The sequence below is a fragment of the Methylocaldum sp. RMAD-M genome, from assembly GCF_017832375.1.
Classification (GTDB): Bacteria; Pseudomonadota; Gammaproteobacteria; order Methylococcales; family Methylococcaceae; genus Methylocaldum.
On sequence record NZ_JAFIBZ010000023.1, the window covers coordinates 1 to 15,747 of the forward strand.

The following is a 15,747-nucleotide window of genomic DNA, read 5'->3' on the forward strand; positions in this document are numbered from 1 at the left end:
CAGCGCCGATGATAGTGCAGATCCCTGTGCGAAAGTAGGTCACCGCCAGGCACCTCTTACCCAAAGCCCCGTCGCCTAAATGGCAACGGGGCTTTATTTTGTCCCGACCTGCCAATAGCAACCTCGAGCGCGATCCAAGTGTTTAGTCCGGTATAATTCGGCAATTACTGCCTCCCGGTCTTGTCCAGCTCAGAAATACTTTCCGGATAATTGGCTGCATGACCGTGATGCATATGTCCGATGCCGTTATTTTCGCCAGTCAGCTGACAAAGTCCTATGGAGGGATGAGTGTAGTCGACTATGTTTCCTTTTTGATCCCTCGCGGAGAGCTCTGTGGAATTCTAGGGCCTAACGGCGCCGGAAAAACGACGACTCCCAATATGCTAGTGGGTAATGTTCCTCCGACCGCCGGACGGCTGCGGGTCTTGGGGTTTTCAATTCCAGCTCGTGCCCGGCAAATGCGGCTCAGGATTGGTGTTGTGCCGCAAGAGGATAACCTCGATCCGGATTTTACAGTGATCGAGAACTTGAAGGTGTACGGTCAACATTTCGGTCTGAAGCGTGCCGAAATTAATGCGCGGATACCGTTTCTCCTGTCCTTGGCTGCACTTGAAGACAAGACACATTACCGAATCAACCAACTTTGGGGGGATGAGGCGGCGCCTATCCATTGCTCGGGCGCTGATCAATCAGCCGGAACTTCTAATTCTTGATGAGCCCACCACCGGACTTGATCCTCAGATCCGCCAGAATATCTGGCAAATGTTGAGACAGCTTCAGAAAGACGGGCTGACGACGTACTCACGACACATTATATGGACGAGGCGGAGCGTCTCTGTAGCCGCATTATCTTGATGGATCACGGTCAGATTCTGACCGACCAAACGCCGGATCGCCTCATTCAGGAATGCATCGAACCAAGGATGTTGGAAGTTTATGGAGACGATGTTTTCTCGTGGCATCGCAGCCAGCCGTTGCAGGAGGGCATCCGTTTCGAGCAAGTCGGGGAGACTTTTTTCTGCTACGGCGAAAATCTGGAGCGTTTGGTTCGCTCTTTGGACGAAAGAGTAGGCATACGCTATTCCTATCGCCCATCAAATTTGGAAGATGTGTTTCTGAAGCTGACAGGGGGGAGTTACGAGATGATTGATGCGTTATGCCGCTGGGTTGCAGTATGGCGGCGCAACGCTCTGGTATGGCGCAAGTCGATACGTACGGCACTCTTGGGAGGATTCGCCGAGCCGATATTTTATCTGTTTGCGTTAGGATATGGGCTCGGGGCCTTTATCGGGGAAATCGAAGGATTATCATACTTGGCGTTTCTTAATGCAGGAATTCTTTCTACCAGTGCCATGAATGCCGCCATGTTTGAAGGACTTTACCTTGCCTACACGCGTATGGAAGTTTTGCTAACGTGGGATGGCATGCTGGCGGCCCCGCTCGGCATTGAGGATGTCGTAATCGGGGGCGGTGTTATGGATGGGCACTAAAAGCCTGATCAGTTCGGCCTTGATATTGATAGTTAAGTTCATATTTGGTTTGACACAGAACTGGTGGGCTTTATTGGTACTACCGGTGGCCTTTTTGACAGGGATATATTTTGGCGCAATCGCGCTGGTGATTACATCCTTTGCTCGGAGTTATGACTTTTTCGTGTATTACATCATCTTGGGCATTACTCTGATGGTGCTCTTGAGTGGGTTTTTTTTCCTTTCGCCATGCTGCCGGAACCGGTTCAACTCGCGAGTGCCTGGCTTCCCCTTCAACACGTTGTTGAGATTATACGATCGCTGCTATCCGGGCGAATTTCTCCAGACATTTTGAAACACTTGCTTATTCCGGCTGCTTATGCCGGGTTGGCAATAAGCTATGCGATGTGGCGATTGCGGCGGCTCTTGCCGCATTGATTAAAATAGTCGGCTCTTAACCACCGTGGAATCAAGCGTATTCATCAATCCCTCGATGCAGGAAATCTTCAAACAACTCGAACGGAACCTCGAACTTTGCCTTCGCAAGGATCGCTACCGCCTCGGAAAGAGGCTTTCACGTTTGCAGGCGGATATACACCAAGACCAAGCCGCTACGGATCAGTTACAGGCACTTCAGTACTCGATTAACCAGTCCGTAGCACAAAGGCGGCTTCGAGCAGACGCCATTCCGGTACTTGATTATCCGCACGAACTTCCGGTTGTCGAACGAAAAGCCGAGATTCTCGAAAGCGTTCGTAATCATCAGGTCGTCGTCGTTTGCGGAGAAACGGGGTCGGGCAAAACGACCCAATTGCCGAAGATCTGTCTTGAGGCCGGCCGAGGCGTTTCCGGTTACATCGGTCACACCCAGCCTCGCCGCATCGCGGCCCGTACCGTTGCCGCGCGGATTGCCGAGGAGCTAAAACAGCCCTTGGGGCAGGCAGTCGGCTATAAGGTTCGATTCCAAGATCACACCCGGCCGGAAAGCTTGATCAAGCTGATGACCGACGGCATCCTTCTGGCCGAGACTCAGCACGATCGCTTTCTCGATCAGTACGACACCTTGATCGTGGACGAGGCGCACGAGCGGAGCCTCAATATCGATTTTCTGCTGGGCTATCTCAAGTGGCTGCTGCCCAAACGTCCGGACCTGAAACTCATCATCACTTCCGCCACCATCGATCCAGAACGCTTCTCACAGCATTTTGGTCATGCGCCCATCATCAACGTCTCTGGCCGAACTTATCCGGTAGACATCCGTTATCGGCCGGTAGAAGTCGAGGAGGGCGACGAGACCGACCGCGCCGAGCAGACGGCTATACTCAACGCCGTGGACGAGCTGTGGCGGGAGCAGCCCGGGGATATTCTCATCTTCCTGAGCGGCGAGCGCGAAATTCGCGAAACCGCCGAGTCGCTGCGCAAACATCACCCGTCAAAATGTGAAATCCTGCCGCTGTACTCGCGTCTGTCCCAGTCCGAGCAGGAGCGGGTGTTCAAGCCTTCGGGTACGCGTCGCATCGTGCTGGCGACGAATGTGGCGGAAACTTCGCTCACCGTGCCCGGCATCCGCTCGGTTATCGATACGGGCTACGCGCGCATCAGTCGGTACAGTCACCGCAGCAAGCTGCAGCGACTGCCGATCGAGAAAGTCTCCCGTGCTTCGGCCAACCAGCGATCCGGCCGCTGCGGACGGGTCGGTCCGGGGACAGCGATTCGGTTGTATTCCGAACAGGATTTTCTCAACCGGCCCGAATTCACCGATCCGGAAATCCTCCGTACCAACCTGGCGGCAGTCATTCTGCAAATGCATGCCCTCAAGCTGGGAGATATATCCAAGTTCCCGTTTGTAGAACCGCCCGATTCGCGGTTGATTCGCGACGGTCTTCGAACCTTGCAAGAGGTCAACGCGCTGGACGAGCGCGGGCAGATCACGGATATCGGCCGCAAGCTCGCGAAGCTGCCCGTGGATCCCAAACTCGGGCGGATGCTGTTGGCCGGGGCGGACGAGCATTGCCTGAGCGAGATCGCAATCATCGTCGCTGCCCTGAGCGTGCCGGATCCCCGCGAGCGCCCCGCCGACCAGGCTTCGAATGCCGATCAGAAGCACGCCAAGTTCCGGGATGATGCGTCGGATTTCCTGTCCTTCTTGAAGCTATGGAACGAGTTCGAGGAACAGAAAAAGCATTTGTCGAAATCCAAGCTACGCCAATGGTGTCGGGACAACTTTCTGTCTTACGTGCGAATGACGGAATGGCACGATATCCACGCGCAAATCATGGAGGTGGTGAAGGGCGAGCTGGACTTGAAATTGAACCAGGCGCCGGGCGAATACGGCGAAATTCATAGGGCACTGCTTTCGGGTCTGCTGTCCAATGTCTGTCTCAAGCAGGAGCAGAACGAATATGTCGCGACGAGGGGTACCAAGCTGTTCATCCATCCCGGCTCTTTTCTGTTCAAGGCCAAACCCAAATGGATCATGTCGGCCGAGCAGGTGGAGACCACAAAAGTTTACGCCCGCACCGTGGCCAAGATCGAGCCGGAGTGGATCGAGAAGGTCGGCGCCCATCTCGTCAAGCAACAACACTACGATCCGCACTGGGAACGCAAGGCGGCACGCGCGGCGGTGCATGAGCGTACCACGCTGTTCGGACTCGTCATTCAGGCGGGACGCAAGATTCCGTACGAGAGGATCAATCCACAGGCGGCCCGCGAGATGTTCGTCCGCCACGCCCTGGTGCACATGGATTACGACAGCAAGGCCCCGTTTTTCCTGCACAATCTGAAACTTTTGGAAGAGGCTGATTATCTCCAGCACAAGGGCCGGCGCGCGGATTTGCTGGTGGACGAGGATTGGCTGTTCCGCTGGTTTGACGAGCGGATTCCGCAGGACGTGGTTAACGGCGTCACCTTCGAACGTTGGCGCAAGGCAGCGGAGGCGGGCAAACCCGATATTCTCAAACTCAGCCGAGACGACATTACCGCGAAGGAAGACAGTTCGCTGGATGCCAGGAATTTCCCCGATCACTTTCAGGTAGGGCCGTTGCGGTTTCAGTTGCAGTACCGATTCGAACCGGGACACGAGGACGACGGCGTCACGGCCATCGTGCCGTTGCATCTCCTGAACCAGCTCGATCCCGAGCCGTTCCGCTGGTTGGTTCCGGGGCTGCTCCGGGAGAAGACCATTGCTCTCATCAAGTCCCTGCCCAAGACTTTGCGTATCCATTTCGTGCCCGCACCGGACTACGCCGACCGGGCTTTGCCTATGCTGGATTACGGTCATGGTTCGTTCTGCGCCCAGCTTTCGTCGGCATTGAAAAAGACCGGCGGTATCGCCGTGTCGCCCGATTCCTTCCGAGAAGACGTGCTGCCGGCGCACCTTCGCATGAATTTCGCCGTAGTGGATGAATTCAATGCCGTCGTTGATCGTTCCCGCGATCTCAAGGAACTCAAGATCCGCCACTCCGCCGACGCCGGCAAGAACTTTCAGCAACTGGCTCGGCAGGCCTACCTGCATACCGGCTGCAAAAGTTGGAGTTTCGGTGAACTGCCTCAATGTTTCGACGGCCAACACGATGGCCAGACGATCTATGGCTTTCCAGCGGTGGTCGACGAAGGGGAGAACGTGGGCGTTAGGGTATTCGATACTCCGGAAGAAGCAGCGCGGCAGCAGGAACTGGGACTGGCACGCCTGTTCCGCTGCGCTTTGGCCAAGGAGCTCAAGTATTTAAAAAAGAATCTTGCAGTCAATGCGCAAGCGGAGTTCTTATACCGGCAAGTGCCTGCGCATCCGTTCCTCTATTCCGAATTGAAAACCGGGCGCGAGCTGCGCGAGGATCTTTTGGACCGGCTCATGGGGACGTTGTTCTTGGAAGGGCAGCCAGATATCCGTAGCGCCGATCAATTCGAGAAGCGGCTTAGAGATCAGAAAACTGAGCTGGTCCTAAAGGCGGACGAAATGGCGCGCATAGCTCAGACCGTGCTTCAACTATATGGCGAGGTGCAGGCCAAACTGAAGACTAGGCCGGCCAATGCAGCCACGCAGGATATGCAGGAACAAGTGGGATTGCTTGTTTACGCGGGATTCTTGGTTACGACTCCATATGCGCAGATCAAGGAAATGCCTCGTTACCTCAAGGCGATATTGCATCGTCTGGAGAAATCTGCGCAAGACTCTGTTCGCGACCAGAAGCAGTACAATGAGCTTGCGCCCCTTTGGGCGCGCTATTGGAACGTCATCAAGGCGGCCAAAGGGCGTTTGCTTCCTGAGCGCGACGCCTATCGCTGGAGCTTGGAAGAGTTCCGCGTTTCGCTCTTCGCTCAGATGTTAAAGACGCCGTATCCCGTGTCCGCGAAACGATTGGACGAGGCATGGAAACAGCTCGGGCCTCGGACGTGAGACCTTAGACCCGAAGTCGTTCGCGTTGGACTGGACTATCAGCCTCTTCGCCGGACATGCTGCATATCCAGGCAAGGTGGATACGGTGCAGGTAAGAGGCTGTGATTTGAATGCCGGAGAACGGTCTTAATGAATAAACGCATATGCAGCCGATCCATCGAAAGGAGCCAGTCATGAAAATAGGTACCGCACTGACACGTAGCGCCACGCGCGTCATGCTTCTGGGTAGCGGCGAACTCGGCAAGGAGGTCGCGATCGCTCTGCAACGCTACGGCGTCGAAGTCGTGGCCGTGGATCGTTATCCCAATGCGCCCGCCCAGCACGTGGCGCATTGTGCCCACATGATAGACATGACTGATGGAGAAGCTATAAAGCGACTAGTGGAAATGGAAAGACCGGACATCATCGTGCCGGAAATCGAGGCGATCGCCACGGACGCCTTGGCCGAGATTGAGCAGGCCGGTGCGGCGGCCGTGATTCCTACGGCACGCGCGGTCTGCTTGACCATGAATCGTGAGGGGATTCGCCGCCTTGCTGCGGAAGAGCTCGGTTTGCCCACCTCGCCCTATGCTTTTGCCGATTCTTTAGATTCGCTGAGGACAGCCGTTCAAACGATCGGCTATCCCTGCTTTGTCAAGCCCGTGATGTCCTCTTCGGGTAAAGGGCAATCGCTGCTGTGCAGCGAGGTCGATGTGGAAAAGGCTTGGGAATACGCGCAATCAGGAGGGCGAGTCAAGGATGCCAGAGTCATCGTAGAAGGCAAAATTGAATTCGATTACGAAATTACCTTGCTTACGGTGCGAGCCAGCGATGGCCACGGTGTAGAGGAGACTTATTTCTGCGAGCCTATCGGTCACCGGCAGGAACTTGGCGACTACGTAGAGAGTTGGCAGCCACAGCCCATGAGCGCAGTCGCTTTGACGGAGGCTAAACGCATCGCCACGGCGGTGACGGGGCGTCTCGGTGGGCGTGGTCTTTTCGGTGTGGAATTGTTCGTCAAAGGCGATCGGGTTTGGTTCAGCGAAGTCAGTCCGAGGCCTCATGACACGGGCATGGTTACCATGATCACCCAGGCGCAGAGCGAATTCGAGCTGCATGCCCGAGCCATACTGGGATTTCCCGTTTCGACCGGTCTCCGCAATCCGGGGGCCAGCGCTGTGATTTACGGCCAGATCGAAGGCGAGGGGATCGCGTTTGAGGGAGTCGGCGATGCGCTTTCCGTTCCCGAAACCGAAATCCGGCTGTTCGGCAAGCCGATTTCATATCCGCGCCGCCGAGTTGGCGTGGCTTTAGCCGCAGGTAACTCCATCGAAGAAGCCCGAGAACGAGCAAAAAAAGCGGCAGGATTGATCAAGCCCTTGCCGGGTTGATGTCTTGCGGAGCGAAGCGGCTCGCAGGTTTACCGCCCTGACGTTTTGACGCGGTAGGGGCAATGGCCTTGCCGAGTTGCAAAAAAACAGATTCGTGCAAAACTTTCGTCTGTCGATAGGGTGACGATCAACAGGCGGAAGAACGATGATTAGACCATCAAAAATAAGACGCTCGTTGGCACTTTTTTTCTTTCTTTGTTCGGGTTCGGCCGCTGCGGATGTTTACAAATATGTGGATAGCGCCGGACATGTTTTTTATACGGACAATCCGAAACACTCGGGCTATCAGCTGATCATCAAGTCGCCTGCCGCATTTTCGCTCTCTCGGACCTCGAAAAAATGGCCGACCGGCTCCAGATTCTCCGATAAAAATCGTAGACAATTTGCGTCATTGATCGATGCGGCAGCCAGCAAGTACAGCCTTGATCCGGCATTGCTGCATGCCGTTATCCGTGCCGAGTCTTCCTATAACCCCGGAGCAATATCCAGCAAAGGCGCTGTCGGTCTGATGCAGCTCATGCCCGAAACGGCCGCTCGCTACGGTGTTCGTGATCGCTATGATCCGAGCGAAAACATAGAAGGAGGTGCAAGGTACCTAAGCGAGCTGATCGACATGTTTCAATCCGACGTTAGACTCGCCGTTGCGGCTTACAATGCCGGGGAAAACAACGTCATCAAATATGGAAATAAGGTGCCTCCCTTTCAAGAAACTCAGGCGTATGTGACCCGAGTCCTCAATTATTACAACCGATTGAATTGATGTTTGCAGCCGAAACGCCGGAAGCCCTCGTCATGGGGGCACCTCAATTGGTATCCCCGCCAGTCGCGGTGGCGCGGATTTCGACCGTTCTCGAACGTGAAGACTTCACGATCGGAGAGGTCGCCGAAGCGATTGGTCAGGATCCCGCACTTGCGGCGCGGTTGCTGAAAATCGTCAATAGCTCTTACTACGGATTGTCGGGGCGTATCGAGACCATTACTCGTGCGGTTGGAATGGTCGGTGCCGACGCACTGTATGATTTGGCGCTGACAACCTCTGTCATTCATGGATTTCGCAACATCCCCGCTTGTCTAGTCAACATGAACGATTTTTGGTTGAACAGCCTCTATTGTGGCGTGATTGCGCGTCTGTTGGCCAAGGAAGCTTCCGTTTTGCATAGCGAGCGCTTGTTTGTTGCCGGGCTGTTGCATCGTATCGGTGCGCTGATTATCTACATGCGCTTGCCGGATAAGGCGAGGGAAATTCTTTTGGTTGCGGCAGGTGACGATCGGTTGATCCCGGGGTTGGAAAAGGAGCTGCTCGGGTTTACCTACGCCGAGATCGGTGCGGCATTAGCCAAGGCGTGGAAAATGCCATCGGCCTTGCGGGAAGGGATTCGTTGGCATTTGGAGCCCGAACGGGCCGAGGACTATCGTTTGGAGGCCAGCCTGTTATACCTCGCCAATCAACTGAAAACTGTGTCATTACTCGGCTTTCCGATCCAAGATGTGCTTAGGGCGATTCCTGATGAAGTCGCCTCTGCTATACGTTTGGACGAGACCCAAATAATAAATGTGATGTCCAAGGCAACCGAGAAACTCAGCGATACCGCTGCCGTGTTCATGCCTGATGTTTACGTGCGCCATTGATTCAGATTACCTGAACCCCGAAGCTTTCCAGTAGGCGGGCTAGCCTGATCAGTGGAAGCCCAACCAGTGCGTTGGGGTCTTCGCCTTCGAACCTTTCAAACAGCACGATGCCCAAGCCTTCGGACTTGAATCCTCCAGCACAATCGAAAGGCTGTTCTCGATCTACATAACGTTCGATTTCCTTGTCACTCAGTTCTCGAAAGTGAACCAAGCAGCGGTCGATTTCGGCTTTCATATCTCCCGTGGCGGTGTTTAGGACGCATACAGCGGTGTAAAACACAACGCATCGGCCGGAAGCCGCACGAAGTTGCCGGATGGCGTTATCACGAGTCATAGGTTTGACCAACTGTTTTCCGCATAGAACGGCTACTTGATCGGAGCCGATTATCAGGGCGTCGGGAAAACCGGGCGCCGCGGCAGCGGCTTTTTCCTGCGCTAGCCGCAGTGCTTGGCAATCCGGCTTTTCGTTGACTTTGGGCGTTTCGCTAATCCCTGGAGAGATCGAATCAAACTCAAGTCCCAGCTTTTTGAATAGGTCTTGGCGATAGGTCGAGCTGGATGCCAGAACAATTTTTGTCATGAGGTCGGATTTGAGTGAAGACTTAATGGGTCAAAAAGAGTTAAAGAAGCGATTTTGACAGCTTTTGACATTTCTCGATATCATTGCACGATTATGCTTGACCGTTTGCCGGATTTGATAGATCCATTAGAGTTCGCGGAAAAGAAGCGACGGATCGTCGGATCGATGCCTTTGAACACCATTTCTCGTATACAGGATATGGTGCTGAATGGTGAAGCTGAGGCGAAAGTCGATCTTGAATTTAAGAAAGAAGGCCGTCGTGCAATCGTTTCTGGTTGGGTGGAGGCCGATCTTAAGCTGGAGTGCCAATGTTGCCTGGGGCCTCTGGACTGGCCGGTGCACAGCGAAGTACACCTCGGCGTCGTCAGCTCCATTGATGAGGGGAATCTACTGCCCGAAACGCTTGAGCCCTTGCTTCTTGACGAAACGGGTGTGATTGATCTGGCGGATATAGTGGCGGATGAATTGCTGCTGGCTATTCCTGCAATTCCCCAGCATTCCCATTGTGCTTCGCCTAAGACAGAAACTACTAGTGTGGATTCCCGCGAGAATCCTTTCGCCGTGTTGGCGCAACTGAAAACTATTCGATAATAGGAGCTTTTAAATGGCCGTACAGCAAAATCGTAAGACACGTTCCAAGCGGGGTATGCGTCGTTCGCACGATGCTTTGAAAGCAAATGCGCTTTCCATCGAGCCTACCACGGGTGAAACGCATCTTCGGCATCACGTCAGCCCGGATGGGTATTATCGCGGGCGTAAGGTGATTGCGAGCAAAGAAGAATCTAGCGAAGAGTAGCTTTGATATTTGGATTGACTTCGGGAGCCGGAATCGATGCGGCTCCTTATCGTTGTTTCTGCTGAGTTTGCCGCTCGATTGACTAAACAAGAACTATGATTAAGAAGCCGACCATCGCTTTGGATGCCATGGGCGGCGATCACGGTCCCGCCGTGATCGTTCCGGCGGCTCTGGACAGTGCCGAAAGCAATCCTCACTTAAATTTGATTCTTGTAGGTGATGAAGCCGTATTGCGCCATCATCTGGGATCAGCGTTAGCACGTCTCAGTGACCGAATTCGCATTCATCACGCGTCTGAAACGGTGGAAATGCATGAGTCCCCGGCGAAGGCTCTCCGCGGCAAGAAGGATTCATCCATGCGAGTTGCCGTTGACCTGGTCAAGGAAGGCGTTGCCGATGCTTGCGTCAGTGCCGGAAATACCGGTGCGTTGATGGCGATCGCGAAATTTGTTCTCAAGACGATACCTGGGATCGATCGTCCGGCCATCATCTCTGCTGTTCCCTCCATGGGAGGACATACCCATGTACTGGATCTCGGGGCGAATGTGGATTGTTCGGCCGAGCACCTCTATCAATTCGCCGTAATGGGCTACGAGCTCGTGCGCGCGGTCGAGGATAAAGATCATCCGCGGGTGGGGTTGCTGAATATCGGCGAAGAAGAAATCAAGGGCAACGAGCAGGTTAAGGAGGCCGCAAAACTATTGGCTGGTGCCCACATCAATTTTATCGGCTACGTCGAAGGGAACGATCTCTACTCGGGTAACGTGGATATCGTCGTCACCGACGGCTTTGTCGGCAACGTGGCGCTCAAAACCAGCGAGGGTCTCGCCAAAATGATCAATCATTCAATCAAACAGGCATTCGGCAGGAATTTTTTCACCAAATTGGCCGGATTAGCGGCTATGCCGGTGCTCCATTCCTTTAAGAAGCAATTCGATCATCGGCGCTACAATGGAGCCTCCCTCTTGGGGTTGCGCGGCATCGTAATCAAGAGTCATGGTAACGCCGACCGTTTGGCTTTCGCGAATGCCATCGGCATTGCGGTGAAGGAGATTGAAAAGGCTGTTCCGACTCGTATCGGCGAGCGCATAGCGGAGATTTTCGCTGAGAGGAAGACCGCGTGAGACGGTACGCTCGGATTCTCGGAACCGGTGGCTATCTCCCCGAAACCATTCTCACCAACGAACAGATCGCTCAAACCGTCGATACATCGGATGCTTGGATCATCGAACGGACCGGTATTCGCGAGCGCCGCATCGCAGGAAAACATGAAACAGCCTCCAGCATGGCGGAGCGCGCTGCGCGTCAGGCTCTGGAGTCGGCAGAAATCGAACCGGGAACGATCGATCTCATCATCGTTGCAACTTGTACGCCGGATCGAGTTTTTCCCAGTACCGCTTGCCTGTTGCAACAGAGGTTAAATATCCGGGATTGCGCTGCATTCGACGTTCAGGCAGCATGCTCTGGTTTTATCTACGCGCTCAGTATCGCTGACCAGTATGTCAGGGCAGGAGCCGCCCGTCGGGTTCTCGTCGTAGGCAGCGAGGTAACCTCGCGGATCGTCGACTGGTCGGATCGTGCAACCTGCATTCTTTTCGGCGACGGTGCCGGGGCTGTCGTGCTGGAAGCGGCGGATGAGCCTGGAATCCTGAGCACACATATTCATTCCGATGGGCAATATCAGGATTTGCTGTACGTCCCCAACCCTAACGGTGCGGGGAGCGGTGAAGGCGACGAGCGATTCTTGAAGATGCAGGGTAACGAGGTATTCAAGATCGCCGTCAATACTCTGGGACGCATCGTGGACGAGACCTTGGCCGCCAACAATCTGCAGAAATCGGATATCCACTGGTTAGTCCCCCATCAAGCCAATATACGCATCATCGCCGCTACGGCAAAAAAACTGCATATGCCCATGGACCGCGTGGTGATGACCATCGAAAAACAAGGCAATACATCCGCGGCTTCGGTGCCGCTCGCTTTGAACGAAGCAATTCGCGACGGTCGAATTCAGCGAGGCCAGATGGTTTTGATGGAAGCTTTCGGTGGCGGTTTCGCTTGGGGCTCGGCCCTCATCCGGTACTAGGGGAGTTTATGTCTACGAATCTCGTCGACGAAGGTTTGGCGTTTCTTTTCCCGGGGCAAGGCTCCCAGTCCGTTGGGATGTTGTCGAAGCTAGCCGAGGTCCATACCGAAGTTGCGTCGACCTTTCAGGCCGCTTCAGAAGTGCTTGGCTACGATCTCTGGGATTTAGTGCGGAACGGTCCCGAAGAAAGACTTAATCTGACGCAGTGTACCCAGCCGGCCATGCTGGCCGCCGATGTTGCTGCCTGGCGAGTTTGGTCCAAACGGACTTCGGTAAGACCGGGCTGGATGGCCGGCCATAGCTTGGGCGAATATGCGGCATTGGTGTGTTCCGGCGCTTTGATTTTCGAGGATGCGGTTCGGCTTGTGGCCGAGCGCGGACGATTGATGCAGGAAGCGGTGCCTCCCGAAACCGGGGCGATGGCAGCTATTTTGGGATTGAACGACACCCAGGTCGTTGAGGTTTGCAGCAGAGCATCGACCGAAACGGAGATTGTCAAACCGGCCAATTTCAACGCTCCTGGGCAAATCGTGATTGCCGGTCATAAGGTTGCCGTGGAGCGGGCAGTTGAACTAGGCAAAGCGGAGGGCGCCAAGCGGGCCGTTCTCTTGCCGGTCAGCGTGCCGTCCCATTGTCCGTTAATGAGAAGCGCCGCTGAGAAATTTCGGGAAATGCTGTCCGGCATAGCGGTAAAAATCCCTCCGATTGGAGTGCTGCATAACGTCGACGTTGCCTCCCATTCGGCTCCCGACGTGATTCGGGCCGTCTTGGAAAAGCAACTGTACAGCCCGGTTCGTTGGACCGATTCCATTCTGTTCATGTCTCAGCAGGGCGTCAGCCGGTTTGTCGAATGTGGTCCCGGTCGAGTTCTGACCGGTTTGAACAAGCGAATCGTCCCGGCGTGCAGAACCGAAGCGGTTTTTGATCCGGATTCCTTAATTAGAGCGTTGGAGCTTGTTCAATGATGTCTAAAGTCGCTGTTGTAACCGGGGCCAGTCGCGGGATCGGGCGTGCTATAGCTCTGCGTCTGGCGAAGGATGGTCATACCGTCATAGGTACGGCGACCACCGAGTCGGGGGCCAACGCCATCTCGGCGGCTTTGGCCGAAGGCGGATTTCGCGGCAAGGGCATGGTACTGGACGTGGCCGAGGCCGATTCGGTTGAGCGATTCTTCAACTCTGTGAACGAAGAGTTCGGCGCCCCGCTCATTTTGGTCAATAACGCCGGAATAACGCGAGACAACCTGCTGATGCGGATGAAAGACGAGGAATGGGATGACATCATCCGGACCAATTTGTCATCCGTTTACCGTATGTGTAAAGCCGGTTTGCGTGGAATGATGAAAGCCCGAGAGGGACGCATGATCAACATTACCTCCGTCGTCGGAGCGATGGGAAATGCAGGGCAAACCAATTATGCGGCCGCCAAGGCCGGTATCATCGGTTTTACCAAATCGCTCGCGAGAGAAGTTGGGTCACGGAATATCACCGTCAACGCCGTAGCGCCGGGATTCATCGATACCGACATGACGCGCGCGCTGCCTGAGGAAAGCCGTAAAGCGTTGCTGGATAACATCCCCTTAGCGCGATTAGGATCTGCGGATGAGGTGGCAGGCGTGGTGGCCTTTCTATGTTCGGATGACGCTGCTTACATCACGGGCGAAACCATACATGTCAACGGCGGCATGCACATGGCATGATCTCATGCATTTCCGGGACGCGTGCTTTCGCTAATGAATTGAGCGACCGACGTTTTCTTTTTAGAGAAAAGTCTTGTATTCACCCGGTTTCAAATTAAAATTTCCCGACTCACTAAAACCAGAGAAAACAGCTGAGGATATAAAACGATGAGTGATGTAGCAGAGCGTGTTAAGAAGATCGTGGCTGAGCAATTGGGCGTGAAAGAAGAAGTCTCCAATGAAGCTTCTTTCGTCGACGACCTCGGCGCCGATTCCTTGGACACGGTCGAACTGGTGATGGCCCTGGAAGAAGAATTTGAGTGTGAGATTCCCGACGAAGACGCGGAGAAGATCACCACTGTCCAGCAAGCGATAGACTACATCGAAAGCCACATCTGATTTGATCCTGCCGCCCCGCAAGGTTTTCGGCTTGGCGGGGCAGGATTGTCTTTGTCAATTTACACCCCGCTAAGGAATAAAGATTGAGTAGAAGGCGCGTGGTCGTTACCGGATTGGGCGCAGTATCGCCGGTCGGGTTAACGGTGACTGATTCCTGGGGAAACGTGCTTGACGGCAAAAGCGGCATCGCGCCCATCGAGCATTTCGACGTTTCCGATTTCTCGACCCGCTTTGGCGGGAGTGTCAGGGGATTCGATATCACCCGATATATTTCCGAAAAAGAAGCCAAAAAAATGGATGTTTTCATCCATTACGGGCTTGCGGCAGGCTGCGATGCGTTCGAAGACTCTGGACTGGACGTAGCCGAAGAAAATTCTGAACGTATCGGCGTGGCCATCGGTTCCGGCATCGGCGGTATCACGGGAATCGAGAGCGGACATAGCGCCTTTTTGAGAGGCGGACCGCGGAAAATTTCACCGTTCTTTGTGCCCAGCAACATCATCAACATGATATCGGGCAATGTATCCATCAAGTACGGATTGAAAGGCCCCAACTTCGCTATCGTTACCGCATGTACGACAGGCACTCATAATATCGGTGAGGCCGCCCGCGTGATTCAATACGGCGATGCTGATGTCATGATTGCCGGCGGTGCCGAAATGGCGACTTCGCCGACTTCCTTGGGAGGATTTGCGTCAGCACGGGCCTTGTCCCGCCGCAATGACGATCCGGTGCACGCCAGTCGTCCTTGGGACAAAGACCGGGATGGCTTCGTATTGAGCGACGGTGCGGGGGTCTTGGTGTTGGAGGAATTGGAACACGCCAAGCGGCGTGGTGCCAGGATTTATGCCGAACTGATCGGTTACGGCATGAGCGCCGATGCCTATCACATGACTCAGCCGCCGGAAGGTGGCGAGGGGGCGGCACGTTGCATGCGAAACGCGCTGAGGGACGCCGGCATCAACGCCGATCAAGTCGATTACATCAATGCTCATGGAACATCGACGCCAGCCGGGGATATCGCGGAAACCAGAGCGATCAAGACCGTGCTTGGAAATCATGCCTACAGTACTCCGATCAGCTCGACGAAATCCATGACCGGCCATATGCTGGGTGCTGCCGGTGGCATCGAGGCGATATTCTCGGTACTGGCGCTCAGAGATCAAGTCATTCCTCCAACCATCAATCTAGACAATCCGGACCCGGAATGCGATCTCGATTATGTTCCCCACACCGCGCGTGAGGCAAGGTTGGACATCGTCATGTCCAACTCTTTCGGCTTCGGTGGAACGAACGGCACTTTGATTTTCAAGAAGTACAACTAATTTCCGTTTGATAGCTCCA

The 15,747-nt window shown here is 54.6% G+C and carries 16 protein-coding genes; 15 read left to right on the forward strand and 1 reads right to left on the reverse strand.

Annotated elements, in window-relative coordinates:
- The first annotated feature begins 218 nt into the window (after positions 1-218).
- The 7 genes from JOD69_RS25125 to JOD69_RS18110 all read left to right on the forward strand — a co-directional run bounded on the left by JOD69_RS25125 (position 219) and on the right by JOD69_RS18110 (position 8,864).
- On the forward strand, positions 219-713 hold the full coding sequence (locus JOD69_RS25125; protein ID WP_280859772.1) for an ATP-binding cassette domain-containing protein: 495 nt from the start codon (positions 219-221) through the stop codon (positions 711-713).
- A complete protein-coding gene (locus tag JOD69_RS25130) occupies positions 652-855 on the forward strand; it encodes an ATP-binding cassette domain-containing protein (protein WP_280859774.1) in 204 nt (67 codons plus the stop codon). Before JOD69_RS25125 ends, JOD69_RS25130 begins: the two co-directional genes overlap by 62 nt.
- On the forward strand, positions 816-1,490 hold the full coding sequence (locus JOD69_RS24805; protein ID WP_240506770.1) for a hypothetical protein: 675 nt from the start codon (positions 816-818) through the stop codon (positions 1,488-1,490). Before JOD69_RS25130 ends, JOD69_RS24805 begins: the two co-directional genes overlap by 40 nt.
- A gap of 472 nt (positions 1,491-1,962) precedes the next feature.
- Complete coding sequence (hrpA, locus tag JOD69_RS18095; protein ID WP_086133088.1) at positions 1,963-5,865, forward strand: ATP-dependent RNA helicase HrpA; 3,903 nt, start codon at positions 1,963-1,965, stop codon at positions 5,863-5,865.
- Between the two features lie 173 nt (positions 5,866-6,038).
- The gene (purT, locus tag JOD69_RS18100) at positions 6,039-7,235 is read left to right on the forward strand and encodes a formate-dependent phosphoribosylglycinamide formyltransferase (protein WP_077729465.1); all 1,197 of its coding nucleotides are present in this window, start codon (positions 6,039-6,041) and stop codon (positions 7,233-7,235) included.
- Between the two features lie 145 nt (positions 7,236-7,380).
- A complete protein-coding gene (locus tag JOD69_RS18105; RefSeq protein WP_077729274.1) occupies positions 7,381-7,995 on the forward strand; it encodes a lytic transglycosylase domain-containing protein in 615 nt (204 codons plus the stop codon).
- Positions 7,995-8,864, forward strand: coding sequence for an HDOD domain-containing protein (locus JOD69_RS18110; RefSeq protein ID WP_086133089.1), 870 nt, complete (start codon positions 7,995-7,997; stop codon positions 8,862-8,864). Before JOD69_RS18105 ends, JOD69_RS18110 begins: the two co-directional genes overlap by 1 nt.
- Before the next feature lies 1 nt (position 8,865).
- Here the strand turns inward: JOD69_RS18110 and JOD69_RS18115 are convergent, their stop codons facing one another.
- Positions 8,866-9,444, reverse strand: a complete 579-nt coding sequence (locus JOD69_RS18115) for a Maf family protein (RefSeq protein ID WP_077729276.1) — start codon at positions 9,442-9,444, stop codon at positions 8,866-8,868.
- Positions 9,445-9,498: 54 nt separating this feature from the next.
- On the opposite strand from JOD69_RS18115, the gene JOD69_RS18120 reads away from it, so the two are divergent.
- The 8 genes from JOD69_RS18120 (at position 9,499) to fabF (ending at position 15,728) form a co-directional block, all read left to right on the forward strand.
- A complete protein-coding gene (locus JOD69_RS18120; RefSeq protein ID WP_240506772.1) occupies positions 9,499-10,035 on the forward strand; it encodes a YceD family protein in 537 nt (178 codons plus the stop codon).
- A 13-nt stretch (positions 10,036-10,048) separates the two neighbouring features.
- A complete protein-coding gene (gene rpmF, locus JOD69_RS18125) occupies positions 10,049-10,240 on the forward strand; it encodes a 50S ribosomal protein L32 (RefSeq protein WP_077729278.1) in 192 nt (63 codons plus the stop codon).
- Positions 10,241-10,335: 95 nt separating this feature from the next.
- Positions 10,336-11,364 (forward strand): phosphate acyltransferase PlsX, encoded by a 1,029-nt coding sequence (plsX, locus tag JOD69_RS18130; RefSeq protein ID WP_086133091.1) that lies wholly within the window; start codon positions 10,336-10,338, stop codon positions 11,362-11,364.
- Entirely contained in the window at positions 11,361-12,326 is a 966-nt protein-coding gene (locus JOD69_RS18135) for a beta-ketoacyl-ACP synthase III (protein ID WP_077729280.1), read from the forward strand. Before plsX ends, JOD69_RS18135 begins: the two co-directional genes overlap by 4 nt.
- An 8-nt stretch (positions 12,327-12,334) precedes the next feature.
- On the forward strand, positions 12,335-13,291 hold the full coding sequence (gene fabD, locus JOD69_RS18140) for an ACP S-malonyltransferase (RefSeq protein WP_086133092.1): 957 nt from the start codon (positions 12,335-12,337) through the stop codon (positions 13,289-13,291).
- Complete coding sequence (fabG, locus tag JOD69_RS18145; protein WP_086133093.1) at positions 13,288-14,025, forward strand: 3-oxoacyl-ACP reductase FabG; 738 nt, start codon at positions 13,288-13,290, stop codon at positions 14,023-14,025. The genes fabD and fabG overlap by 4 nt, the downstream gene beginning before the upstream one ends.
- Positions 14,026-14,172: 147 nt before the next feature.
- Entirely contained in the window at positions 14,173-14,403 is a 231-nt protein-coding gene (gene acpP, locus JOD69_RS18150; protein ID WP_026609307.1) for an acyl carrier protein, read from the forward strand.
- Positions 14,404-14,486: 83 nt separating this feature from the next.
- Positions 14,487-15,728, forward strand: a complete 1,242-nt coding sequence (gene fabF / locus JOD69_RS18155) for a beta-ketoacyl-ACP synthase II (RefSeq protein WP_086133094.1) — start codon at positions 14,487-14,489, stop codon at positions 15,726-15,728.
- Positions 15,729-15,747: the final 19 nt, after the last annotated feature.

Excerpts from the sequence above, each read along its gene's own strand:
- JOD69_RS25130 (WP_280859774.1), top strand. The coding sequence starts at position 652 with ATGAGGCGGCGCCTATCCATTGCTCGGGCGCTGATCAATCAGCCGGAA.
- plsX (WP_086133091.1), top strand. The coding sequence starts at position 10,336 with ATGATTAAGAAGCCGACCATCGCTTTGGATGCCATGGGCGGCGATCAC.
- acpP (WP_026609307.1), top strand. The coding sequence starts at position 14,173 with ATGAGTGATGTAGCAGAGCGTGTTAAGAAGATCGTGGCTGAGCAATTG.
- JOD69_RS25125 (WP_280859772.1), top strand. The coding sequence starts at position 219 with ATGACCGTGATGCATATGTCCGATGCCGTTATTTTCGCCAGTCAGCTG.
- hrpA (WP_086133088.1), top strand. The coding sequence starts at position 1,963 with ATGCAGGAAATCTTCAAACAACTCGAACGGAACCTCGAACTTTGCCTT.
- fabG (WP_086133093.1), top strand. The coding sequence starts at position 13,288 with ATGATGTCTAAAGTCGCTGTTGTAACCGGGGCCAGTCGCGGGATCGGG.
- purT (WP_077729465.1), top strand. The coding sequence starts at position 6,039 with ATGAAAATAGGTACCGCACTGACACGTAGCGCCACGCGCGTCATGCTT.
- JOD69_RS18115 (WP_077729276.1), bottom strand. The coding sequence starts at position 9,444 with ATGACAAAAATTGTTCTGGCATCCAGCTCGACCTATCGCCAAGACCTA.
- JOD69_RS18105 (WP_077729274.1), top strand. The coding sequence starts at position 7,381 with ATGATTAGACCATCAAAAATAAGACGCTCGTTGGCACTTTTTTTCTTT.
- JOD69_RS18110 (WP_086133089.1), top strand. The coding sequence starts at position 7,995 with ATGTTTGCAGCCGAAACGCCGGAAGCCCTCGTCATGGGGGCACCTCAA.
- fabD (WP_086133092.1), top strand. The coding sequence starts at position 12,335 with ATGTCTACGAATCTCGTCGACGAAGGTTTGGCGTTTCTTTTCCCGGGG.
- JOD69_RS24805 (WP_240506770.1), top strand. The coding sequence starts at position 816 with ATGGACGAGGCGGAGCGTCTCTGTAGCCGCATTATCTTGATGGATCAC.
- rpmF (WP_077729278.1), top strand. The coding sequence starts at position 10,049 with ATGGCCGTACAGCAAAATCGTAAGACACGTTCCAAGCGGGGTATGCGT.